Origin of the sequence: Bradyrhizobium sp. HKCCYLRH3073, assembly GCF_051167995.1 — a bacterium.
Lineage (GTDB): Bacteria > Pseudomonadota > Alphaproteobacteria > Rhizobiales > Xanthobacteraceae > Bradyrhizobium.
The window spans coordinates 374,879-399,110 of sequence record NZ_JBNPUD010000004.1 but is presented as its reverse complement, the minus strand read 5'-3'; the positions used below and the strand labels follow the sequence as shown (position 1 = coordinate 399,110).

Annotated in this window: 19 protein-coding genes; 9 read left to right on the top strand and 10 right to left on the bottom strand. The window is 67.9% G+C overall.

Features of this window, described 5'->3' with window-relative positions; translation table 11 throughout:
• Positions 1–133: 133 nt before the first annotated feature.
• The 9 genes from sppA (at position 134) to ACQR1X_RS12745 (ending at position 7,987) form a co-directional block, all read left to right on the top strand.
• On the top strand, positions 134–1,114 hold the full coding sequence (gene sppA / locus ACQR1X_RS12785) for a signal peptide peptidase SppA (RefSeq protein WP_315803968.1): 981 nt from the start codon (positions 134–136) through the stop codon (positions 1,112–1,114).
• 169 nt (positions 1,115–1,283) lie between these two features.
• A complete protein-coding gene (locus ACQR1X_RS12780; RefSeq protein WP_315803967.1) occupies positions 1,284–1,601 on the top strand; it encodes an integration host factor subunit beta in 318 nt (105 codons plus the stop codon).
• A 77-nt stretch (positions 1,602–1,678) separates the two neighbouring features.
• Positions 1,679–2,071, top strand: a complete 393-nt coding sequence (locus ACQR1X_RS12775; RefSeq protein ID WP_315803966.1) for a lipopolysaccharide assembly protein LapA domain-containing protein — start codon at positions 1,679–1,681, stop codon at positions 2,069–2,071.
• A gap of 77 nt (positions 2,072–2,148) precedes the next feature.
• The gene (locus ACQR1X_RS12770) at positions 2,149–2,808 is read left to right on the top strand and encodes a phosphoribosylanthranilate isomerase (protein ID WP_434898956.1); all 660 of its coding nucleotides are present in this window, start codon (positions 2,149–2,151) and stop codon (positions 2,806–2,808) included.
• The gene (trpB, locus tag ACQR1X_RS12765) at positions 2,805–4,028 is read left to right on the top strand and encodes a tryptophan synthase subunit beta (RefSeq protein WP_434898955.1); all 1,224 of its coding nucleotides are present in this window, start codon (positions 2,805–2,807) and stop codon (positions 4,026–4,028) included. The genes ACQR1X_RS12770 and trpB overlap by 4 nt, the downstream gene beginning before the upstream one ends.
• An 8-nt stretch (positions 4,029–4,036) precedes the next feature.
• The gene (gene trpA, locus ACQR1X_RS12760) at positions 4,037–4,861 is read left to right on the top strand and encodes a tryptophan synthase subunit alpha (protein ID WP_434899031.1); all 825 of its coding nucleotides are present in this window, start codon (positions 4,037–4,039) and stop codon (positions 4,859–4,861) included.
• A gap of 94 nt (positions 4,862–4,955) precedes the next feature.
• Positions 4,956–5,894, top strand: coding sequence for an acetyl-CoA carboxylase, carboxyltransferase subunit beta (gene accD / locus ACQR1X_RS12755; protein WP_315803962.1), 939 nt, complete (start codon positions 4,956–4,958; stop codon positions 5,892–5,894).
• Positions 5,891–7,234 carry a bifunctional folylpolyglutamate synthase/dihydrofolate synthase gene (locus ACQR1X_RS12750; RefSeq protein WP_316178994.1) on the top strand — a complete coding sequence of 448 codons (1,344 nt, stop codon included), beginning with the start codon at positions 5,891–5,893 and terminating at the stop codon, positions 7,232–7,234. Before accD ends, ACQR1X_RS12750 begins: the two co-directional genes overlap by 4 nt.
• A 12-nt stretch (positions 7,235–7,246) precedes the next feature.
• Positions 7,247–7,987: a metallophosphoesterase family protein gene (locus ACQR1X_RS12745; protein ID WP_434898954.1), complete on the top strand. Its 741-nt coding sequence runs from the start codon at positions 7,247–7,249 to the stop codon at positions 7,985–7,987.
• A gap of 2 nt (positions 7,988–7,989) precedes the next feature.
• Here ACQR1X_RS12745 and ACQR1X_RS12740 read toward each other — a convergent pair whose 3' ends face one another.
• From ACQR1X_RS12740 to coaBC, 10 genes are all read right to left on the bottom strand, one after another.
• The gene (locus tag ACQR1X_RS12740) at positions 7,990–9,000 is read right to left on the bottom strand and encodes an ATP-dependent DNA ligase (RefSeq protein WP_316179411.1); all 1,011 of its coding nucleotides are present in this window, start codon (positions 8,998–9,000) and stop codon (positions 7,990–7,992) included.
• 143 nt (positions 9,001–9,143) lie between these two features.
• On the bottom strand, positions 9,144–9,464 hold the full coding sequence (gene trxA, locus ACQR1X_RS12735) for a thioredoxin (RefSeq protein WP_015663255.1): 321 nt from the start codon (positions 9,462–9,464) through the stop codon (positions 9,144–9,146).
• Positions 9,465–9,562: 98 nt separating this feature from the next.
• Complete coding sequence (gene addA / locus ACQR1X_RS12730; RefSeq protein ID WP_434898953.1) at positions 9,563–13,036, bottom strand: double-strand break repair helicase AddA; 3,474 nt, start codon at positions 13,034–13,036, stop codon at positions 9,563–9,565.
• Positions 13,030–16,176, bottom strand: a complete 3,147-nt coding sequence (gene addB / locus ACQR1X_RS12725) for a double-strand break repair protein AddB (protein WP_434898952.1) — start codon at positions 16,174–16,176, stop codon at positions 13,030–13,032. The genes addA and addB overlap by 7 nt, the downstream gene beginning before the upstream one ends.
• Before the next feature lie 405 nt (positions 16,177–16,581).
• Positions 16,582–17,304: a nucleotidyltransferase family protein gene (locus ACQR1X_RS12720; protein ID WP_434898951.1), complete on the bottom strand. Its 723-nt coding sequence runs from the start codon at positions 17,302–17,304 to the stop codon at positions 16,582–16,584.
• 150 nt (positions 17,305–17,454) lie between these two features.
• Complete coding sequence (locus tag ACQR1X_RS12715; RefSeq protein WP_008963143.1) at positions 17,455–17,760, bottom strand: PilZ domain-containing protein; 306 nt, start codon at positions 17,758–17,760, stop codon at positions 17,455–17,457.
• Between the two features lie 341 nt (positions 17,761–18,101).
• Entirely contained in the window at positions 18,102–19,643 is a 1,542-nt protein-coding gene (gene tsaE, locus ACQR1X_RS12710) for a tRNA (adenosine(37)-N6)-threonylcarbamoyltransferase complex ATPase subunit type 1 TsaE (RefSeq protein ID WP_434898950.1), read from the bottom strand.
• Positions 19,640–22,147, bottom strand: a complete 2,508-nt coding sequence (locus tag ACQR1X_RS12705; RefSeq protein WP_434882294.1) for a PAS-domain containing protein — start codon at positions 22,145–22,147, stop codon at positions 19,640–19,642. The genes tsaE and ACQR1X_RS12705 overlap by 4 nt, the downstream gene beginning before the upstream one ends.
• 189 nt (positions 22,148–22,336) lie before the next feature.
• Complete coding sequence (dut, locus tag ACQR1X_RS12700; protein ID WP_316179005.1) at positions 22,337–22,795, bottom strand: dUTP diphosphatase; 459 nt, start codon at positions 22,793–22,795, stop codon at positions 22,337–22,339.
• The gene (coaBC, locus tag ACQR1X_RS12695) at positions 22,792–24,219 is read right to left on the bottom strand and encodes a bifunctional phosphopantothenoylcysteine decarboxylase/phosphopantothenate--cysteine ligase CoaBC (protein ID WP_434863687.1); all 1,428 of its coding nucleotides are present in this window, start codon (positions 24,217–24,219) and stop codon (positions 22,792–22,794) included. Before coaBC ends, dut begins: the two co-directional genes overlap by 4 nt.
• Positions 24,220–24,232: the final 13 nt, after the last annotated feature.

The following is a 24,232-nucleotide window of genomic DNA, read 5'->3' as shown; positions in this document are numbered from 1 at the left end:
GGAGCCCGTCGACCCTTTGGCGGCTTCGTGGCGGAGCCTTCCTTTCTTCAAATTGCGCCGCGATTGATGTAATCGGATAACGAGATATTCAGGCTGCGGATGCAAAACGCGCCGAGACTTCCAGGAGCTGTCCATGTCGCTTGATTCGGATGTGATCGTCGATCGCCGCAGGCTGCGCCGCAAGCTGACGTTCTGGCGGGTGGTCGCGGTGCTGATCGCGGTCGCGGCTCTTTCCGCCATCGGCCTCGCCATGTCGCCGCGCGGCCGCACCGTGCTGTCGACCACCGGCTCGATCGCCCGCGTCAATATCGAGGGCCTGATCCGTAGCGATCATGAGCGCGTCGAGGCGCTGGAGCGGCTCGAAAACTCCTCGGCCGAAGCCGTCATCGTCCACATCAATTCGCCGGGCGGCACCACCGCCGGCTCCGAGCAGCTCTACGATTCGCTGGTCCGGCTGAAGGCGAAGAAGCCGCTGGTCGTCGTCGTTGAAGGTCTCGCGGCGTCCGGCGGCTATATCGGCGCGATCGCTGCCGATCACATCGTCGCGCAGCAGAGTTCGCTCGTCGGTTCGATCGGCGTGCTGTTCCAGTACCCCAATGTCGGCGAGCTGTTGAAGACGGTCGGCGTGAAGATCGAGGAGGTCAAATCCTCGCCGCTGAAGGCCGCCCCCAACGGCTACGAGCCCACCAGCCCGGAAGCGCGTGCGGCGCTCGACGCCCTGGTCAAGGATTCCTACGCCTGGTTCCGCGGACTGGTGAAGGATCGCCGGGCCATGAATGATGAGCAGTTGGAGAAGGTGGCCGACGGCCGCGTCTTCACCGGCCGGCAGGCGATCGAGCTGAAGCTGATCGACGAGCTCGGCGACGAGAAGACCGCGGTCGCCTGGCTCGTCGCGAACAAGAACGTCAAGAAGGACCTTCCGGTGCGTGACTACAAGCTCACGCCGCGGTTTGGCGATCTCACCTTCCTGCGAACGGCCACCTCGATCGCGCTCGACGCCGTCGGCCTTTCCGGAATCGCCCGCCAGCTCGAGCACACCGGCGTGGTCCAGGCGGTCGATCGCATCGGCCTCGACGGCATGCTCGCGCTCTGGACGCCCGCGCCGGGCAATTGAACTCGCCAAGACCATCCTCGGGACGATCTTCCCGTTTCGCGTGTGCCATGGCGAGGCCCCGTACCCGGCCTCGCCCCCCGATTCACGGCCGCGATGAATGATTTAGCGTCTTGACAGTCCAGCATATTTTCACGGAAATGGGACCTGTCTCCCCGGGTACATTTTCTCGATGATCAAATCCGAGCTGGTTCAGCGTATCGCCGAGCACAACCCGCATCTCTACCAGCGGGATGTCGAGAACATCGTCAACGCGATCCTCGACGAGATCGTCGCGGCGCTCGCCCGCGGTGACCGCGTCGAGCTGCGCGGCTTCGGCGCCTTCTCGGTCAAGCATCGGCCGGCCCGCGCCGGTCGCAACCCGCGGACCGGGGCGCATGTCCCGGTGGACCAGAAGAGCGTCCCGTTCTTCAAGACGGGCAAGGAAATGCGCGAGCGGCTGAACCGAGACAATCCCGCGGGCGCTGCGGCTGACGACTCAGACGATTGAAGCATCTCGCGCCGGCCGTGCTAGTCGTCGGCGGCTGATTTCGAGGCGAATCCGGCCTGACTGACACGAGCGAGCGCATGCGAAAATTCTTCACTGTCGTGGTCGTCCTTCCGCTGCTGGTGCTGTTCGTCATCTTCGCGGTCGCCAATCGGCATTTCGTTACCGTATCGTTTGATCCGTTCAACGCGACCGATCCGGCGCTCGCGGTATCGGTCCCGTTGTTCGCCTTGATCATCGCCGTCGCGATCCTGGGCGTGATCGCAGGTGGTTGTGCCACCTGGATCGGCCAGCGCCGCTGGCGGCGGGCCGCGCGCCGTCATCAGGCCGATGCCGAAGCGGCCCGTGCGCAGGTGGTGCAGTTGAGCGCCGCGGCGCGTGCAAATCAGGGCTCGGCACAATCTCTGGTTCCGGCGGCGCCGGCGCGGCTTTTCGCCCCTTATGGGCGAGACAAGCAGGGCGCCGCGTTGTAGAAGGCGCCCAAGCTCGGCGGCCTTGGAAGCCGCCGGCTTCTGGTGATCCTTTCCGCCCGGACGTGCGTTGTTCATCGATGTCCCTGCTCGTCAAAATCTGCGGCCTGACCACGCCCGATACCCTCGCTGCGGCGCTCGACGCGAGCGCCGACATGGTGGGCTTCGTGTTCTTTCCGCCGTCCCCGCGCCATGTCGGCCTGACGGCCGCGCGTGAGCTGAGTCGTGACGTCAGGGGGCGCGCGCTCAAGGTGGCGCTGACCGTCGATGCCGACGACGCGATGATCGAAAATATCGTCGAGACACTTCGGCCCGATCTCCTGCAGCTGCATGGCCGCGAAAGCATCGCGCGCATCCGCGACCTCAAGCAGCGCTTCGGCCTGCCTATCATGAAGGCCATTCCGGTCGCGACCGATGCCGATCTTGCGACGCTGGCGGGCTACGCCGATGTATGCGACCGCATCCTGTTCGACGCGCGGGCGCCGAAGGATGCGACCCGTCCCGGCGGACTCGGGGCTACCTTCGATTGGCGTCTGCTGCAGGGCCTGAAACTCGATCGCCCGTTCATGGTGTCCGGCGGCCTGAGCGCCGACAACGTCGCCGAGGCCGTGCGGATCACGCGCGCCGGCGGCGTCGACGTGTCATCCGGCGTCGAGCGAACGCCGGGTGTGAAGGATTGCGACATGATCCGGGATTTCATTCGCGCGGCGCGGGCCGCTGAAGAGTTGAGCGTTCAATGACGACAGCCATTCCCAATTCCTACCGCAGCGGCCCTGATGACCGCGGCCACTTCGGCATCTTCGGCGGCCGCTTCGTCGCCGAAACCCTGATGCCGCTGATCCTCGACCTGGAAAAGGCCTATGCGGAGGCCAAGGCCGATCCGGCATTCCACGCCGAGATGAACGGCTACCTGAAGAACTACGTCGGCCGGCCCTCGCCGCTGTATTACGCGGAGCGGCTGACGGAGCATTTCGGCGGCGCCAAGATCTACTTCAAGCGCGAGGAGCTGAATCACACCGGCTCGCACAAGGTCAACAACGTGCTCGGCCAGATCATGGTCGCGCGCCGGATGGGCAAGAAGCGCATCATCGCCGAGACCGGCGCCGGCCAGCATGGCGTGGCGACGGCGACGCTGTGCGCGCGCTTCGGGTTGGACTGCGTCGTCTACATGGGCGCCGTCGACGTCGAGCGGCAGCAGCCGAACGTGATCCGCATGGAGATGCTCGGCGCCAAGGTGGTGCCGGTGCAGTCCGGTGCGAAAACGCTGAAGGATGCGATGAACGAGGCGCTGCGTGACTGGGTCACCAACGTCCACAATACGTTCTATTGCATCGGCACCGTCGCCGGCCCGCACCCCTATCCGATGATGGTGCGCGACTTCCAGTCGGTGATCGGCAGCGAGACGCGCGCGCAGATGCAGGAGGTCGAAGGCCGGCTCCCGGACTCGCTGATCGCGTGCATCGGCGGCGGCTCCAACGCGATGGGCCTGTTCCATCCGTTCCTCGATGATCCCTCGGTCGAGATCTATGGCGTGGAAGCGGCAGGCCATGGCCTGACGCATCTGCACGCCGCCTCGATCGCCGGTGGCCGTCCCGGCGTGCTGCACGGCAACCGCACCTATCTGCTGATGGATGAGGACGGGCAGATCGAGGAGGCGCATTCGATCTCGGCCGGTCTCGACTATCCCGGAATCGGGCCGGAGCATTCCTGGCTGCATGAGGTCGGCCGCGTGAACTATTTGTCGGCGACCGACGAGGAAGCGCTGTCGGCGTTCCAGCTGCTGTCGCGGCTCGAAGGCATCATTCCGGCATTGGAGCCGGCGCATGCGATCGCCAAGGTCATGGAGCTCGCGCCGAAGAAGCCGAAAGACCACCTGATGGTGGTCAATATGTCCGGCCGCGGCGACAAGGACGTGCCGCAGGTTGGCGACATCTTGCGAGGAAGGGCCAGGGCATCGTGACCAGCCGGATGAATGCGCGCTTTGCGCAATTGAAGCAGGAAGGCCGCTCGGCGTTCGTCACTTTCGTGATGGGGGGCGACCCCGATCCGGAGACGTCGCTCGCGATCGTCAAGGCGCTGCCGCAGGCGGGCGCCGACATCATCGAGATCGGCATGCCGTTCACCGATCCGATGGCCGACGGTCCGTCGATCCAGGCCGCGGGTCTGCGCGCGCTCAAGGCCGGCATGACCCTGCGGAAGACGCTGCAGCTGGTGCGCAGCTTCCGCGACAGCGATGCCGACACGCCGATCGTGCTGATGGGTTACTACAACCCGATCTACATCTACGGTGTCGACAAATTCCTCGACGATGCCAAGACTGCGGGCGTCGACGGCCTGATCATCGTCGACCTGCCGCCGGAAGAGGACACCGAGCTGTGCATTCCGGCGCTGAAGGCCGGGCTCAACTTCATCCGGCTGGCGACGCCGACGACCGATGACAAGCGGCTGCCGGCGGTGCTCGCGAACACCTCGGGCTTCGTCTACTACGTCTCGATCACCGGCATCACCGGCGCGGCGGCGGCGGATTCGTCCGCTGTGGGCGCCGCCGTGGCGCGCATCAAGCGGCATACGGCGCTGCCCGTCTGCGTCGGCTTCGGCATCCGGACACCGGAGACCGCCCGTGCGATCGCAGCAAATGCTGACGGAGCCGTGGTCGGCACCGCCCTGGTCGACGCGCTCCGCGCCAGCCTCGATGCCGAGGGACGCGCAACCCCGAAGACCGTCAGCGCGGTCGCCGATCTGGCCGCCGCTCTGGCCCAGGGCGTGCGCGGCGCGCAGCAGGCCGCGGAATAGGCCGTCAACCGCTATCCGAGCGGAGGTCGCGGCCGTCTTGCCGTGACCCCGCCGTCCCGCCATATATCCGGGCGACCGCAACACGGAGCGACACATGAACTGGCTTACCAACGTGGTCCGGCCGAAGATCCGCAACATCCTGCGCCGCGAGACGCCGGAGAACCTCTGGATCAAGTGCCCGGATTCCGGACAGCTCGTGTTCTACAAGGACGTCGAGGCCAACCAGTTCGTCATTCCCGGCTCCAACTATCACATGCGCATGGGCGCGGTGGCGCGGCTGAAGTCGATGTTCGACAACGAGACCTGGTTCGACGTCGCGCTGCCCGAGGTCACGCCCGACCCGCTGAAATTCCGCGACGAGCGCCGCTATGCCGACCGCATCAAGGATGCGCGGGCGCGGACAGGCATGAACGATGCGGTGAAGGTCGGCTTCGGCAAGCTCGAAGGCATGGGCGTCGTCATCGCCGTGCAGGATTTCGATTTCATGGGCGGTTCGCTCGGCATGGCCGCCGGTGAGGCGATCGTGCGTGGCCTGGAGCTCGCGGTCGAGAAGAAGTCGCCGTTCATCGTGTTCGCGGCCTCCGGCGGCGCGCGCATGCAGGAAGGCATCCTGTCCCTGATGCAGATGCCGCGCACCACGGTCGCGGTCCAGATGCTGCGCGAGGCCAAGCTGCCCTACATCGTCGTGCAGACCAATCCGACCACCGGCGGCGTCACCGCGTCCTACGCGATGCTCGGCGACGTCCACATTGCCGAGCCCGGTGCGCTGATCGGGTTCGCCGGCGCCCGGGTGATCGAGCAGACCATTCGCGAGAAGCTGCCCGAAGGTTTCCAGCGCGCGGAATACCTGCTCGACCACGGCATGGTCGACATGGTCGTGCACCGTCATGACCTGCGCCCGACGCTGGCGCGGCTGTGCCGATTGCTGACCAAGGCGCCGGCCATCGAACACGCCAAGCCCGCGCCGCAGCTGCCGCCGCCGGCCAAGCCCGCCGAAGCCGCGGAAGCGCCGGCGGTCGCAACGAGCGCGTGAACGATTCTGCCGCCCAGCCAAGACCGTCGCTCGACGAGCTGATCACGCGGCTTTCTGCCCTGCATCCGAGCCGGATCTCGCTCGGGCTGGATCGCATGCACCGGCTGCTGGCGCAGCTCGGTCATCCCGAGCGCAAGCTGCCGCCGGTCATCCACGTCGCCGGCACCAACGGCAAGGGCTCCACGGTCGCATATCTGCGCGCAATGCTCGAGGCCGCGGGGCTGCGCGTCCACGTCTTCACCTCGCCCTGGCTGGTGCGCATCAACGAGAGCTATCGGCTCGGCCAGGTCGGCGGTGGCGTCCTGGTCGAGGACGACGAGCTGATCTCCGCGCTCTTGGAGTGCGAGCGGGTCAATGCCGGCGCGCCGATCACCTTCTTCGAGGTCAAGACCGTCGCGGCCTTCGTGCTGTTCGCAAGGCATCCAGCCGATGTCGTGCTGCTCGAAGTCGGCCTCGGTGGCCGGCTCGATTCCACCAATGTTGTCGAGCAGGTCGCGGCCTCCGTGCTGACGCCGATCAGCATGGACCACATGGAGTTTCTCGGTGACACCCGCGCGCTGATCGCGGCCGAGAAGGCCGCCATCATCAAGCGCGGCTGCCCGGTGATCTCGGCGGCGCAGGAGCCCGATGCGATGGCCGTGATCGAGCGCGAGGCCAGGCGACAGCGCGCGCCGTTGTTTGCCGCGGGCGAGAGCTGGCACGTCAGTGTCGAGCGCAACCGGCTGGTCTATCAGGACGACCGTGGTCTTCTTGATCTTCCGGCGCCAAAACTGTTCGGCCGGCATCAGTTCGACAATGCGGGCCTCGCGATCGCGACCTTGCGCGCGGTCGATCAGTTCAAGCTCGCCACCAAGGCGTTCGAGGACGGCATCGTCGGCGCCGAATGGCCGGCGCGCATGCAGCGGCTGTCGAGCGGCGCGCTCACCGCGATCGCGCCGCAGGGCGCGGAGATCTGGCTCGACGGCGGCCACAATGCCGAAGGCGGCCGTGTCGTCGCCGCGGCGATCGGGGATCTCGAGGAGCGCGTGTCGCGGCAGCTCGTCGTCATCGTCGGCATGATGGGCAACAAGGATGCCGCGGGCTTCCTGGTCAACTTCGCCGGCCTGACGCGCCACATCATCGTCGTGCCGGTTCCGAACGAGAGCAAGGCGATGGCACCGGCTGATCTGGCCGCCGCCGCGCGCACGCTCGGCATGCGCGTCGAGATCGCCGATGGCGTCGCGTCGGCGCTCGCCGGCATCGCGCGGCTTGCCTATGAGGTCCCGCCGCGTATCCTGATCACGGGGTCGCTCTATCTCGCGGGCCACGTGCTCGACCTCAACGGCACTCCGCCGACCTGAGAGGAATGGCGCATGCGCTTTGCCGCGATCGCAGATGTCCACGGCAACCATCTCGCGCTGGAGGCCGTGCTCGCGGATATCAGTGCGCAGGGCGTGACCGAGATCGTGAACCTCGGCGACATGGCGAGCGGCCCGCTCGACGCGCGCAAGACGATGGATCTGCTGATGCCGCTCGATGCGGTGCATGTCCGCGGCAACCACGATCGCTGGCTGATCGACCGGCCATTCGATAAGATGGGAGCCTGGGAGCGGCCGGCCTTTCCACAGCTCGACGCCATGCACCTCGACTGGCTGCGCACGATTCCGGCGACCGCTGTCTATCGCGACGAAGTGTTTCTATGTCACGCGACGCCCGATGACGACAACGTCTACTGGCTCGAGCGCGTCGCTCAGGACGGTGCGATCACTTGTGCGCTGCTCGACGACATCGAGCGACTGGCCGCCGGCATTTCGCAATCATTGATCCTGTGTGGCCATACCCACACGGCCCGTGCGGTGCGCTTGCGTGACGGTCCGCTGATCGTCAATCCGGGCAGCGTCGGCAGCCCCGGCTATTCCTACAACGTGCCGCATCCGCATGTCGTGCAGGCCGGCACGCCTGATGCGCGCTACGCGATCCTTGAGCTGACGTCGTCCGGCTGGAGCGTGAGCTTCCGCCACGTGCCCTATGATCACCGATCCATGGCTGCGCTCGCGCGCGCCAATTGCGACGAGGAATTTGCATCGGCGCTTGCGACCGGCTGGATCCGCTGAGCTCACGCGAGCAGTTTCCAGGGATCAGCGACCCTCTGCTCGAGCTGCTCGAACGTGCATTGCCTCGGCGATTTGTCGGGCCGCCAGCGCAGGATCGAGGTGCCGTGGCGAAAGCGCTCGCCGGAGAAATGGTCGTAGCAGACCTCGATCACCAGCTTCGGTTTCAGCGGACACCACTCCGCGGAGCGCTCGGTCGACCAGCGGCTCGGCCCGCCCGGCGCATTGCCGGTGAAGCCGGGTGGCGAGATCAGCGGCTCGAGCTTGTCGGTCAGCGCGGGCTTCTCGTCCTTCTTGAGCGCGGAGGTGAAGCCGACGTGATGCAGCAGGCCGTCATCGTCGTAGAGCCCGAGCAGCAGCGAGCCGACCAGCTTGCGCCCCTGGGCGCCCTTGTTGGTGGCGTAGCGGAAGCCGCCGATCACGCAATCGGCCGAGCGATAGCGCTTGATCTTCTGCATGCCGTCGCGGTTGCCTGCCTGGTAGGGCAGGTCGATGCGCTTGGCGATCACGCCATCCGAGCCGCCGCCGGATTGCGCCAGCCAGTCTTGCGCGGTCGCAAAGCGCGTCGTCGCCGGCGACAGCCGAAACGTCGGGTGCCCGGCGAAGTTCGCTTCCGCAAACGCCTCCAGCGCCGGCCGCCGCTCGTGCAGCGTGTGCGTCACGAGCTCCTTCTTGCCACTCGCCAGCAGATCGAAGGCGAGGAACAGCGCCGGCGTCTCCACCGACAGCTTCTTCACCCGGCTGGCGGCGGGATGAATCCGCTGCAGCAACGCATCGAACGAGAACGACTTCACCTGCGGCACCACCAGCTCGCCGTCGAGGATGAAGCTGGTTGCCTTCAGTTGGCGTGCCGCGGCGACCACCTCGGGGAAGTAGCGGGCGAGATCTTCGCCGGCTTTCGACTGCATCGTCACCTGAGCGCCCTCGCGCGCGAGCAGGCAGCGGAAGCCGTCCCATTTCGGCTCGTATTGCCAGTCCTCGCCGCGCGGGATTGCATCCACCGAGCGCGCCTCCATGGCCAGCAAACCGGATTTGCGGGAGGGCGAGCGATGGGCGCGGGCGGGCATGGCGACATCCGAAAACGCTGAAACACACCCCCTCAACGCGAACGGCCGGCGATTCCGCCGGCCGTTCGACAAAAATCCTGGATCGTGGAGCGTCAGACCGCCGACGAGATCCACTGCTGCAGCTTCGCCTTCGGCGCAGCGCCGACTTGGCGCGAGGCCATCTCGCCGCCCTTGAATACCATCAGGGTGGGGATCGACATCACGCCGTACTTCGAGGCCGTCTTCGGGCTCTCGTCGACGTTGAGCTTGACGATCTTGACCTTGTCGCCCATCGCGCTCGAGATCTCGTCGAGGGCGGGCGCAATCATGCGGCACGGGCCGCACCACTCGGCCCAGAAGTCGACCACGACCGGGCCGTCGGCCTTGAGCACTTCGCTTTCGAAATCGGCGTCGGAAACCTTGCCAACGGCCATGGAATTACCTCGTTCGGTTGGAGGGAGCGGCGCGGACGCGCCGCCTCAGCGTGGGTGTCAAAGTAGGAATGGCGTGATGCCGGGTCAAGCGGGCTCACTCAGTCGTGCTGGGATGGCAGCACGGCGTCCAGCGCGGAGGCCGGAAGCTCCATGAATTCAGGAGCTTCGGTCCAGAGCAGCGCGGCGCGGACGTTTCGTCCGGGGTACAACTGGCCGAGCACGGCGCGGTACAGCGCGAGCTGCCGGACATAGGCCGGGGGCACGTCGGCGAGTCCCGAGGGCGGCTGCTGGTTGGTCTTGAAGTCGACGATCAGCACCTCGACCTCGGTCACCACCAGTCGGTCGATCTGGCCGGAGACCAGCGCCGGAGGCTGGCCGGCCAGTGCGAGGCGGCCCACGATCGAGACTTCCGCCCGGCTCCCGGCAGCGAACACCGCGGCAAAGCGCGGGTCTTCGACCACGGCGAGCACGCGTTCCGCGAGTCCCGCGCGCTCGTCCTCCGGCCAGTCGGCGGCGTTGCGAATCAGATATCGCAGCGCGGCATCGCGCCGCCGCTCCGGCGGCACCTCGGGCAGCGACTGCAGCAGGCGATGCACCAGCGTGCCGCGCTGCATCGCGAGGCTGCGCGCGGCCAGCGATTCGCCCGTGCGCACCGGCCGCTCGTCGGCGGACGGATCGGATGGCCGGAGCACGGCGACCTCGCCGGGCGCCTCCGCCGCCGCCGTGCGCAGCCACGCCGGCAGCTCGACGGCCGTCTCGACCATGCGCTGCGTTTCGTCAGCAGCGGTTTCCGCGATGTCCTCGGCCCGCGCGTAGCGCTTGACCGGCCCGTCCTCGGTTTCGGTCACCTCGACCTGCAGGCCCGCCGCGTCAAGGCCGCGCGCCATCAGGTCGTACCAGCTGCCGCCGCGGACGTTGTTCATGTTGCCCGGCATGCAGCCGCCGATGACCAGCCGATCCGCGGCGCGCGTCATCGCGACATAGAGAAGCCGCCGATATTCGTCCTCGGTTTCCTTGAGCATCGCCGTGCGCGCCGCAGCCACGGCTTGCGGATCGTCGGCCTTGCGGCCGGCCCAGACCACGATCTCCTGCTCGCCATGCGGCACGTGGATCAGCCGCAGCCGCTGCGAATCCGCCGGCGATGACGTCGTGTCGACCAGGAAGACGACGGAGGCTTCGAGGCCCTTGGCGCCGTGCACGGTCATGACGCGCACCTCATCGCGCGAAATCTCCATGTCGCGCTTCACCTCGGTGTCGGCGGCGCGCAGCCAGGCGATGAATCCCTGCAGCGAGGCCGGCGCCTTGCGCTCATAGGACAGCGCCAGCTCGAGGAATTCGTCGAGCGCGTCATTGGCCTCGTGGCCGAGCCGCGCCAGGATACGGCGCCGGCCGCCATCGCCGCCAAGCAGCCAGGCATAGAACGCGAACGGCGTGTCCTCCGCGGCGCGGCGCTCGCATTGCTGCAACCGTCGGACGACCGACTGCAGCCGCTCGTCGTCAGCGGCATGTGCTGTGAGTGCGTCGCGTAAGGAGCCGCGGCGCTGCCACGCCAGCTTGAACAGATCGTCGTCGTCGAGCCCGAACAGCGGGCTCTTCAGCGCGGTGGCCAGCGCCAGGTCGTCCTGCGGCAGCAGCAGCGCGTCGGCGAGGTTCATCAGGTCGATGATCGCGATGTGCTCGGTCAGCTTGAGCCGGTCGGCGCCGGCGACGGGGATGCCGGCGTGCTTCAGCGCCTGGATCACGGCATCGAAGGCGTTGCCGCGCCGGCGCACCAGGATCAGCATGTCGCCATAGCTGAGCCGCCGCCGCGCGCCGTCATGGCCGGTCATCGTGCCTGTCAGGATCAGCCGCTTGATCTCGGCCTGGATGCGGCGCGACAGCTTCACCTCGGGGCTGGTGACGGAGACGCCGTCGAACGGCGCCCGCCAGCCCTCGATCTCCTTGCGGTCGTCGCGTTCGCACAGGCTCCAGAGCTCGACCATGCTCGGCCCGGCATCGGTCAGCGCGTTGTGGATGGGATGGCCGATGTCAGGCGAGTGGATGCTGCTGTAGACCTCGCGCTCGCGGAATACATGGTCGACCGCGTGCAGCACCGTCGGCCCGGAGCGGAACGAATAGGTGAAGGACACCGGATCGAACAACAGCCCGGCGTCGGTGAAGCGCTTCTGCAATTGCCGCCGGCGCGCATCGAACTCGTGCGGGTCGGCGCCCTGGAACGAGAAGATCGACTGCTTCTCGTCGCCGACCGCGAAGATCGTCCGCGTCAGGCCGTCGCGCGCACCGGCGCCGGCGGTGAACTCCTCGATGATGTGGGCAACGATGTCCCACTGCCGTGGGCTCGTATCCTGGGCCTCGTCGATCAGCACGTGATCGACGCCGCGGTCGAGCTTGTAGTGGACCCAGCCGGCGGAGACGCGGTTGAGCATCGCCAGTGTCTTGTCGATCAGGTCGTCATAGTCGAGCAGCCCGCGCTCCTCCTTCTCGCGGCGATAGTTCGCGGCTGCCGCTGTCGCGATCTGCAGCAGCGCCTCGGTGCGGTCGCGCACGACAGCGGCGCGGCGCTTCTCGATCAGGCGGTCGAGCCGGCGCGCTTCCGATTCGAACAGTCCCGCGAGCCCGGGATTGGCAAGCGCGAATTTTTCCGTGATTACCGATTGGCGCGGCTGCTTTTTGTCTGTCAGGAAGACGCAAAGATATTCGTCGACCTGATCGCTGCCCGAGAACGCCAGCGCAGCGCGAAGCTGATCCGCCTGCTTTTTGTCAGCCTTGGTGCTGGCATCGAGTTGCCCCGCCACGTTCAGCCAATCGCTCCGCGGAAGGTTAGGGCCGTCGATGATGTCGCGCTCGATGGCTTCCAGCGTCTCATCCGGCGCGATGCCGAGCACCTCGCCGAGATGCTGCGCGGCGACCTCGACGCGGCCGGCGCCATCGGTCCAGGCCATGAAGTGATCGCGGCTGAGACAGGCCTCACGGACGACGTCCTTGAAGGTCGAGTCGGCGGCATTGGCCATCGCCACCTGCAGCGCCCGGCCGACCGCGCTGTCCGGCGCCCTGGAGGCATCGAGCAGCACCTTGAGATTGGCGCGCTCCATCATCTCGGTCTGGTCGCGCTCGTCGAGCACCGAGAACCGCGCGGGAACGTTGGCCTCGAACGGAAACTGCTGCAGCAGCCGCGTGCACAGCGCGTGGATGGTCTGCACCTTCAGCCCGCCCGGCGTCTCCAGCGCGCTGGCAAATAGTTTGCGCGCCGAGGCGCGCAGCTTCTTGTCGGGGTTGGGAATGCCGGTGGATCGGATCGCGTCATCCAGCGCGTCGTCGTCGAGCGTCACCCAATGGCCGAGCGTCGAGAACACGCGCTCGGCCATGTTGGCGGCGGCGGCCTTGGTGAAGGTGATGCAGAGGATCTTCTCCGGCGGCACGCCGTCGAGCAGCAGCCGGATCACGCGCTGCACCAGCACATGCGTCTTGCCCGAGCCGGCATTGGCCGACACGAACGCCGAGGCCGCCGGGTTCGATGCGCGCGTCTGCGCCTCGCGCACGGCCTGCGGAATGGGGCGGGGCGCCTTCACCATTCCTCCACTCCCAGGCCGCCGGCCGCCGACCACTCCTTGATGCGGGCGAGGTCGTCATAGCTGCCGTAGCGGTTCGCCCACATCGACAGGTTCAGCGAGGTGTAGCCTTGATTGACGTCCTCGAAGCTGCGGATCAGCGCTTCGAGTTTTTCGCGCGCCTCCTGCGCGGCCTGGTCCGGATGCTGCGGCGGGTCGCTCTTGTTGATCTTCAGCTCGAGAATGCGCTCCTCGCCCGGCGGGTTGTTGCCGGACAGCCGGACATAAACGAGCTGGCTGATCAGGCTGCCGGCCGGAATGCCGTCGAAGCCGCCCTCGCGGAGGATCGCGGCTTCAAGCGTGAGCTGCGGCGACAGGCCCATGCGCACCTGCTTGGCCGTTGGTGGCTGCCCGGTCTTGTAGTCGAGAATGGCGTAGGTGCCCTCGGCACGCTGCTCGATGCGGTCGGCGCGCGCCGACAGCATGAAGGTGCGGCCATTGTCGAGCGGAATGCCGATTTCGCCGCGGATCTCCGCGGTGATCGCGCCGATCTGCGCGCGTCGCGCGCTCTCCCACGCCGCAAACCAGCCGGCGATGCGCTGGAAGCGAGGCCACCACAGCGCCCGCGCCTCGGGACGCTCCATCAATGGTGCAAAATGCTTCTCGCCGATCACGCGTAGCGCATGCGCCGGATGCAGCGGCAGCGCATCGGCATAAACTTGCGTGAACTCGCCGATCGCCTCGTGGATCGCCGAGCCGCGATCGGCGGCCGACAGCGGCATGTCGACGGGATCGAGCGGATCGAGCCGCAGGATGTAGCGCGCGAAGATCGTGTAGGGATCGCGCAGCCAGTCCTCGATCGCGGTCACCGACATGCGCAGCGGCCGTGCTGCCAGCGGCGGCTTCGGTGCCGGCTGTTCGACCGGCTTCACCGCAGTGGGCTGGTCGAGCACCTCGGCATAGCGGACGTAAGTCTCGCCGCGCGCCTCCGCCGCCTTCCAGCGCTCGGCGCCGGCGACGGCTTCGAGCCGATGCAGGAAGCGCGAGGCCACGGCGGGCGCACCGCCGGACTTTGCGGCGTGGGTCAGGATCACCTCGGGTGCGCCGAGCAGCTGCGCGAAATCGTGCGCGGAGAGACCGATGCGGCGCTCGGGCAGATCGAGACCGAGCTGATGCCGCATCGGCCGGCTCAGCCAGGGATCAATGCGCGGCGCCGGCGGCCAGATGCCCTCGACCAGGCCACCGATGATCATGCGGTCGGCCTGCATCAGCCGCGCTTCGAGCGGACCGTAGATCTGCAGCTGTGCGCCGTGGCGCTCGGGCCGGCGCACCGCGCGATCGGAGAAGGCGGTATGGAACAGATCCGGATAGTCCGCCAGCGGCGCCATCAGGCCGCAGCGCTCGCCGGACGCGAGCAGGTCATCGAAGCAGCGTGCCAGCGCGGCGCCGTCGCGATCGGTGAAGGCGGTGCTGAGACCGACATCGTCGGTCGACAGTGCAATCAACACCTCGCGATGCCGCGCGGCGAGCTCGGCGAAATCCTGCGGGCGCGGCGAGGCGAGGTTTTCCAGCGGCGCCAGCGCCGTCTGCAACTGCGCGATCAGCGCGCCGGCGCGGTCGAGCTGCTCGGGACTGAGACGCGCGCGCGGCTCGGCCTTGTGCAGCGATGATACTTCGCCCTGATGCAGCTTGGTGTGCTCGTCGCGGAAGCGCGCGAAGTCGCGCGCGAGCCCGCCGGTTCCGGCTTGCGGCCGCGTGCCGCGCAGCACCGCGAGCTCCAGCGTCTCGATGGCACTCTTCCAGCCATTCGCGGCGCGGCCGAGCCGGCACAGCGGATGCTTGAGCAGCGCCAGCAGGGTCGGCGGCTCCAACCCGCGCGCGGCGGCTTCGGCGGCGAGGCGCGCGAAGATGCCGGCGGGCGTCTCCAACAGCGCATCACCGCCGGAGTCGTCGAAGGTGAGGTGCCAGCGCGCCAGCGCCGCCATCACGCGGCGGGCCAGCGCGCGGTCCGGCGTCACCAGCGCGGCCGACTTGCCGAGATGGCGCGCCTCGCGCATCGCGATCGCGATCGCCAGCGCCTCCATCTCCGGATTGGGCGCAGCGACGACCGCGAGGTTGTCCATGGCTTCCGCGATGTTGGCGGCGATGTCGAACTGGCGCAGCCGCTCGTGCCAGACGGCGGTCGCCTCCGACGGCCGCATCGCCTCTGAGATCAACACCTCCCGGCCGCCGCGGCCGGTTGGGACGAGACGGACCACGTCGCGCCGGTCCAGGCCGAAGCGCTTGAGCAGCAGATGCATGGCATATTGCGGATGGTTGACCGCGGGCGGCGTCAACACGCGGCCGGCGCGGTCCCTGGCACCGCCGATCGAATTCCACGCGGCTTCGTCGAGATCGGTGTCGAGCCCAGGCAGCACCACCGCGCCATGCGGAAGCTTGGCGACGGCGAGCAGGAATTTTGCCGTCGCCGGCATCGAGCCGGTGGAGCCGGCGGCAATCACGGGCCCATCGGGATGCGCCGACAGCCGCGCCGCCTCGGCCGCGATCAACAGATCGCGCCGCGCCGCCGGCTCGATGCGCCCGATCTCCTGCAGATAGGCCGGCCACGCGGTCCGCGCGATCCGCAGGAACTCGAGCGAATACTGCCAGTATTTGTCGAGCTGATCCGGCACCAGCGCGTCGAGCGCGTCCCACGACACGCCGCGCGTCACCATGTCGTCGATCAGCCGTGCGAGGTCGCCGGCCAGCGCGAGCGTCGAGGCGGGCCCGCCGATCACCAGCGGCGCCGACACCGGCGTCTTGGCCCAGGCCGCCACCAGCCGTGCCAGCGTAAGCCGGCGCTGGAGGTCGTCGAGCCGTTCCGGGATCTCCAGCGGCGCGGGCCCGAGGAACGCGTCGCGATCCTCGGCGAAGGCAAGCTCGTCCTCATCGATGTCGCCGAGCGCGACGAGGCGCGGCAGCACCGCGGCATCGGTCTTCAGCTCGTCGAGGAACATTTCGCGCGCGACACGGAGCGAACGGCGCGTCGGCAGATACAGCGTGGCGGTCGCGAGTCGGGCCGGATCGCTGCGCGCCTCGAAGCCGTCGACCAGCCGGCCGTCGACCAGCGCCGCGATCACGCTGCGCATGAACGGCGCCGAGATGGGAACGGTGAAGACGCGCATGGCCTGCGATTCGCGAGTTGCTTCTGGGCGTCTATATAGGGAGCTGAGCCCGGAAGGTCATATCCGGGGTGTGGACGGGTGTTGATAGGTCCGGGCGTGGCGGACGGCTGTCCGTAAGCGCGCGTGTTCGTGAACGGCTCTTTGCGACGAGAAGCGAGAGTACGGGGCGCGACGTTGTCTCGCGATCAGTGAGCTGATCACGCGCTCTCACCACATTTCGGTGTCGTCCCGGGCAAGCCTTCGGCAGCGCGTTAGCGCTGTCGCAGGCGCCGACCCGGGACCCATAGCCACCGGCCGCCATGTGTTGCGGGATGGTCATGACCAGTCGTCGCCACACGCCCGCCGGTGGCTATGGGTCCCGGCTCAAGGCCGGGACGACACCGGATGTGAGGAGGCGGCTTCGGATTACGCCGCACTCTCCGTCAGAGCCTCTTCGGCTTCCATCACAGCAGCCGGCGTGCCCACATGCATCCACACGCCTTCGAGGCGGAGGCCGAACAGGCGGTCCTGCTCGTTCGCCTTGTCGAACATCTTCGTCAGCGAGAACTCGCCCTTCGGCGCGCCGTCGAAGATCGCCGGCGAGATGATCGCGGCGCCCGCATAGACGAACGGCACCACCTGATGCTCCCGCCGCTTGCGCAAGGTGCCGTCGGCGAGCATCGCGTAGTCGCCTTGACCCGCGTAGCCGATCGAGGTCGCGGTCGGCGCCATCAGCAGCATGATGTCCATGCGTTCGGGATCGAACGCGTCGGCGAGCCGGGACAGGTTTTGGCGCACGCCCTCGATCCACATCGTGTCGGAGTTGACGTGGAAGAACGGCTCATGGCCGAGCAGCGGCAGCGCCTTGACGACGCCGCCGCCGGTGCCGAGCACCTGGTCGCGCTCGTCGGAGATGATCACGCGGGGCGTGCTGCGCGCGGCCGTGTGCTCGATGATCTGGTCGGCGAGATAGTGGACGTTGACGACGGCTTCGGTGACGCCGGCTTCGGCGAGGCGGTCGAGCACATGGTCGAGCAGCGGGCGGCCGGCGACGCGCACCAGCGGTTTGGGCATCGTCTCGGTCAGCGGGCGCATGCGCAATCCGAGACCGGCGGCGAGGACCATGGCTTTGTGCGGCTTGACGGGCATCTTCAGGGCATCTCGATCAACGGTGGTGCGAATCATACCACGCAAGAACATCTATCGTCTCGGCCGGTTGCGATAGCCTGGGCCGATGACGAATATGCGACGGCTGCCCGGCCGTCGTGATGCAAGATGCCGCAGGCTGTCGTGGCTCGGTCAGGCTTCGGCCGTGGCGCGCTTGTTGGTCTTCTTCTTGCCCTGCTTCAGGAAGGTGACGCCGATCTGGTCGCCATTGACCCAGGCCAACTCGCAGCGCCGGTAGGCCAAGCCGGTCGACGACAACAGCAGGAAGAACTCCTTCAGGTGCAGGCCTTCGACCGAGCCCTCGACCGTCAGCTTCGCCCCGGTCTCCGAGACGTCCTCGATGGTGCAGTTGCGGCGCCAGGTGCCGTCGATGCCCATCATGAAAGCCGGGATGCCGCGCTCGAAGACGACGCGTTCGCCCTTCATCCGCTCTGCCATCGCAACCTCCATTCACGCGCGGCGCGCAACCGGCGCCGCGGGGGCAAGGTAAGGGGGGATGGCTAAGAACCGGTAAAGCTACGGGGGAGCGATGTTGCGGGCTCTCGCCACAACAGCGGTCGGCTCCCCTCCCCCTTGCGGGGAGGGGTTGGGGGTGGGGGTCCGCGGATGCGGAGTGCTATTGGGTTATTCGGTTTGGCAGCTTTGAGCTATCAGCGCGATCATTGCTGCTGATGGTCAGGGTTCTGCGCTCTTCACTCACAACGTCGCCCGGAGACCCCCACCCCCGACCCTCCCCGCAAGGGAGAGCGGGCACACCGCTGTCGCCGTGAGAGGGTGCCTCAAGCCACGCCGACCGGCGGCGGCACGTTCGCCGCGTACCAGTCGCGCAGCGGCTCCAGTGCGGGATGGGCCAGCGACCGGTGGAGATAATCCCAGATACGGGGCTGGTGCTTGAGGTAATGCGGCTTGCCGTCGCGGCGGTTGAGGCGGGCGAAGGTGCCGAGCAGGCGGGTGTTGCGCTGGGCCGACATGATCGCGTAGTGCGCGCTGAATTCGTCGGCGTCGAACTCCGTCGACGCAGCTTGGCGCGCGGCGATGTAGCGTTGTCGCAGCGCCCGCTCGATCTCGGCCGGCACGTCGATCCGGGCGTCCTGCGCCAGGGAGACCACGTCGTAGGCCGGCGGTCCCATCACCGCGTCCTGGAAGTCGATCACGCCCACGCGGGCGATGCCGTCGCGCGCGGGCAGCCAGAGCAGGTTGGGCGAGTGGTAGTCGCGGATCACCCAGGTCGGCCTAGATGTCGGCTTGGCCGCGAGCGGCGCCTCCAGCATCTCCCGCCATATTTCCAGGAATTCGGCCCGCAGCACCTGCGACAGCTCCACGCCACGGTCGGGCAGGTACCATTCGAGCATCAGGCCGATCTCGATCAGCATGGCTTCGACGTCGAAGGTCGGAACCTCGTAGGTCACCTGCGGCGCCAGCGGCAGCACCGAGGGGACGTCCTGCGCGTGCAGCGCGGCCAACAGATCGGTCGCGGCCTCGTAGCGCTCCACGATCGGTCGTGGCGGGTCGCCCTCGATCACGCCCTCGCGTCCGAGATCCTCGGTGATGAGAAAGCCTTGGCCGAGATCGGCGTCGTTGATCTTCGGCGCCGAGATGCCGCGCCCGCGCAAGGCCGCGGCGATCGCGACGAAGGGGCGGACGTCCTCGGCGAGATGCACGGCGCCGCTATAGGGCTTGCCGTTGTAGGTCGCCGGGCCGTCAGGGCGTTTCGGCGAGTTCATCAGGATTGAGACGCGCTCGCTCTTGTGGAGCCGCGCATAGGAGCGGGTCGAGGCATCACCGGCCATGCGCTCGCGGCGCGATTTGGCGTGCCCGGCCTCGGCGAGGAATTCGCGCAAGGCTTTCAGCCGCGCAACCACCGCGGCCGCCTTGCCGCTGCCGGTGACCTCGGCGCTGCGGGCGGTGTCGCCCTGCGATGGATCGTGGCGCAGCGCGATGTCGATGCGGTCCAGCGGCAGAGCGTTGCCGGCGCGCTCCGGCCATTCGATCAGCACGACGGTCGCCTCCGGCAGCGGCGACAGGCCGATCTCCTCGAGCTCCGATGCATCGCTGATGCGATAGAGATCGGCATGCACCAGCGGGAAGCTCGGCAGGTCGTAGCTCTGCGCCAGGGTGAAGGTCGGACTCGGCACCTCCAGCTCGTCGTCGCCGGCGAGGTAGCGGATCATCGCCCGCGCCGCCGCGGTCTTGCCGGCGCCGAGGTCGCCGGTGAGCGTGATCAGCGCGCCCGGGCCGATCAGCAGCGCGAGGTCGGCCATGAGAGCGGCGGTGGCGGCTTCGTCCGCGAGCGCGGTGGTGAATGTCAGCTGGTCCGTCATTCCGCGGCGTTGCGTTGCGCGACGTGGTCGGTCGGGAAATCACAGGTGACCGTGGTGCCCTTGCCGACCACCGAATCCATCCGCACCCTGCCGCCATGCAGCTCGACGAAGGAGCGCACCAGCGACAGGCCGAGGCCGGCGCCGCGATGGCGCGAGCCCTGCGAATGGCTCTCGAACCATTCGAACACCTTGTCCTTCACCTCGGGCGGAATGCCGGGGCCGGAATCGGTGACCGCGAAGGTGACGCTGTGATCGGTGCGGCGGGCGCTGACGACGACGCTCGAATCCGGCGGCGAGAAGCCAACGGCGTTGGCGAGCAGATTGTAGAGCACCTGCACGACGCGGCGCTCGTCGCCGACGAAGGAGCCGACATCGGGGTCGACCGCAATCGTCAGGCGGATGCGATCGGTGGCGAGGCGGTCCTGCACGCCCTCGGCCGCGGCCTCGATCGCCTTGGCGGCGTCGACCGGCCCGAGCTCGAGTTTCATGGCGCCGGCATCGATGGTGGCGAGGTCGAGAATGTTGTTGGTGAGTGCGAGCAGCGCGTTGGTGGATTTGGTGACGTAGTCGAGATACTCGGCCTGCTTCGGCGTCAGCGGTCCCGTGGATGGATCCGACAGGAAATGCGCGAAGCCGATGATCGTCGTCAGCGGCGCGCGCAGCTCGTAGGACACGTGGTGGACGAAGTCGATCTTCATCTGGCCGGCGGCTTCGAGCGCCTCGTTGCTCTCGCGCAGCGCCCGCTCGACATTCTCGGTGTCGGTGATGTCCTGGAAGGTGAGCATGGTCGCGCCGTCGGGCAGGGGGCGGCTCATGCAGTCGAGCACGCTGCCGTCCTTGCGCTCGAGCTTCAGCGCCGCGTCGAGCCGGTTCTCGATCGAGGTGATCGCCTCGCGGATGGTGCGCCAGGCGACCGCGTCGTCATAGAGCTGATGGCACCAGGATTCCACGGTGTCGATATGCGGATGCTCGCGCAACTGATCCGGCGACAGCCGCCACATCTTGGCGAAGGCCGGATTGAACAGCTCGACCCGGCCGTTCGAGCCGAACACCGCAACGCCTTCGGCAAGGCTGTCGAGCGTCTCGCGCTGGACCCGGATCAGGCCGTCGAAGCGGCGGGCAAGCGCGAAGCTCTCGGTGACGTCGTCGAACAGATAGGTGACGCCGCCTTCCGGGTTCGGCGTGGTGACGACCGATAATGCGCGGCCGTCGGGCAGGAACCAGGTGTCCTTGGCGGCCTCGACGGCGCGATAGGCCTCGTGAAGCTTGGCCTTCCAGGCCCGGAAGTCGGCCTGCTCGGGCAACTTGCGCGCGGCACGAAGACGGTCGAGCACCGACGAGTCATCCGGCTGGCTGTCCAGGAAGGTGGGATCGAGACCCCACAGCCGGCGATAGGAGTCGTTGTAGAAGGCGAGCCGGCGCTGGCCGTCGAACACGGCCACGCCTGAGGACAACTGGTCGAGCGTGCGCCGGTGTGCTTCCCGCATCCGCACCACGGCCGCATCCAGCGCCGCCGCCTCGCTGGCGTCGATGGCGACACCGGCGCTGCCGTGGCCCAGCATGAAGGCGCGCACGTCATACATGCGGCGCTCGCCGCCGGTCACGATCGGCAACCGGCCCTCGAAACGGCCGTTGGCGCCGAGCGCACGCTGCAGGTCGATACGGTCGGCCGAGTCGAGCAGCTCGATGTTGCGGCCGATCGCGTCCGGCACGTCGCGGGCGTCCGCGGCGCGGGCATAGGCCGGGTTGACGTAAGCGAGGGCGCCGTTGGCCTGCCGCGCCCAGATCGGCCACGGCAGCGCCGATGCCAGCGCGCGCAGCGACTCCGTCTCCTCGCCGAGCGCCTTGAAGCGGAGCTGCGTCTCGGCGAGCTCGCGGCGCAGGCCGGACAATTCGCGGATGCGCACGATGGCCTGCCCGCCGATGGCGCGGCCCATCGCCTCGATCGCATGGCCGTGCGAGGTGGTGAGATTGAGCATGAAGCCTTCGCCCGCTTCGCGCAGCGCGTCGACGGCGCGGTCGAGCTGCAGCGCGGGCTCCGGCGGCAGCCAGGTTCCAAAGGCGAGAATGCGCTGCGGCTGATCCTGCGGCACCAGCATCGAGGTGTCGCCGGAGATCTGCGGGCGATGGCCGCCGGCCGGCCAGGCGATCAGGATCTGCGGCTCGGCGAACAGCAGCGCACGGTAGCGATCGGCCTGCAGTTGCAGCTCGGCGACATTGGCACGCAGCCGCGCTTCCTTGCGCGCGGCCGCCAGACGCGTGCGCACCAGCGCGACTGCAGCGACCACGGAGAAGCCGAGCAGCGCCAGCATCGCCGTGACCTCGGCGATATCAGGACGGCTCAGCTCGAACAGCGTCGTGATCGCATCCGGCGGCACGCCATCGCCTGCGAAGCCCGGTGTCGCCGGCGCAAGCGCAGTCGCAGCGAGACCCATCAGGCCTTTGCGCGCAAGTGACGTGCACGACAGCAGCGTCTGACGCATCACCACGATCACGCCCGACATATTTGCCCCAAACCGCACGAAGTTCCGCGCGGCGCCGATCGCGTCGACCGCGCCGTCTCACGAATCAATCAACCATAACCGCTTCGGGACTCCAGCGGTAAGAGTCCAGACCGTGAACGGTGGTTGCGCCTGAGGAAAATGCGTCGGCCGATCGACTCTTTCGAGTCGGAACAGTGGCAAGCCCGTAGTTCAACGGCCCGTCGAGCCGAAGCCGCCGCTGCCGCGCGCGGTCGTCGTCAAGCTTGTCGCGAGGCTGAGCTCGGCGCGCACCACGGCGGCGATCACCATCTGCGCGATGCGCTCGCCGCGACGGATCGTAAACGGTTCCTTGCCGTGGTTGATCAGCAGCACGCAGATCTCGCCGCGGTAGTCCGCGTCCACCGTGCCCGGTGCGTTCAGCACCGTGACGCCGTGGCGTGCAGCGAGCCCCGAACGCGGCCGCACCTGGGCCTCGTAGCCGTCGGGCAGCGCGATCGACAATCCCGTCGGCACCATCGCGTGGCCGCCTGACGCAAGGACGAGCGGTGCATCGGCCGGAACCGCGGCGAGCAGATCGAGCCCCGCGGCATGTGCGGTCTGATAGGCCGGCAGCGGCAGGCCTTCGCCATGCGGCAGGATCTGCACGTCGATCGCGATCGTCTGTGTCACGCAACGGGTCCCATGGTTCTGGCAATCTCGGCAACGAGCGCCGTCGCGACCTCGTCCTTGGTCATGATCGGCCAGGACGCGACATGGACGCCATCGGCGTCCTTCGTCAAGAGATGCACGGTGTTGCGGTCGCCGCCCATCACGCCGGTCGCGGGCGAGACGTCGTTGGCGACGATCCAGTCGCAGCCCTTGCGGGCGAACTTGGCCTTCGCGTTGTCGATCAGGTGCTCGGTCTCGGCGGCGAAGCCGATCACGAGACCTGGCCGCTTGTCTTTGAGCTTCGAGATCGTTGCGAGGATGTCGGGATTCTCAACCAGCGTGAGCGGCGGAATCGCCTTGTCCGTCTTCTTCAGCTTCTGGCCGCCCTCATTGGCGACGCGCCAGTCGGCCACCGCCGCGGCGAAGATCGCGACGTCGGCCGGCAGCTCGGCCTCGACCGCTTCCAGCATCTGCCGTGCCGACTCGACATGCGTGACGTTGACGCCCTTGGGATCGGCGAGCTCGACCGGCCCCGCGATCAGCCGGACGTCGGCGCCGGCGGCCTGCGCGGCGGCGGCGATCGCAAAGCCCTGCTTGCCGGAGGAGCGGTTGGCGATGTAGCGCACCGGATCGATCGGCTCGTGCGTCGGTCCGGCCGTGATCAGCACGCGGCGGCCGGCGAGCGGGCGCGGCGTCGGCGGCTTGAGCATGGCGACGACGGCGTCCGCGATCTCGATGGCCTCGGCCATGCGGCCGACGCCGGCCTCGCCCTTCTCGGCCATCTCGCCGGCGTTGGGGCCGATCATCTGGACGCCGTCGCGCTGCAGGGTGGCGGCGTTGCGGCGCGTGGCCGGGTTGCTCCACATCATCGGGTTCATCGCCGGCGCCAGCAGGATCGGCCGGCTCGCCGCGAGCAGGATGGCGCTGGCGAGGTCGTCGGCGGCGCCGTGCGCCATCTTCGACATCAGGTCGGCGGTGGCCGGCGCGACCACGATCAGGTCGCAGTCGCGCGCGAGGCGGATGTGGCCGACGTCGAACTCGCTGCGCGCGTCGAACAGATCGGTGAACACGCGGTCGCCCGACAGCGCTGACGCGGCCAACTCGGTGACGAACTGCGTCGCCGCCTTGGTCAGCACGCAGCGGACGCGGATGTGGCGTTCCTTCAGACGGCGGATCAAGTCGAGCGACTTGTATGCCGCGATGCCGCCGCCGATGATCAGGGTGACGCGCGCTTCACGGGCGGCGCCGGGCTGAGGGAGACCAGGCTCAGGCAGAGCGGCTGGAGCTGGCGCTGCCGTCGTCGGCTCGGACGGATCGACCGGCTCGATCAGCGCGCGCAGGATGACCCGGACTTCCTCCTCGACGGAGCGCCCGTTCTGCGCCGAGCGCAGTCGTAGATAGGTTTTGAGCGAGTCGTCGAGCTTGCGGATGGTCAGGCTGGCCATGTCCGCCTCCCCA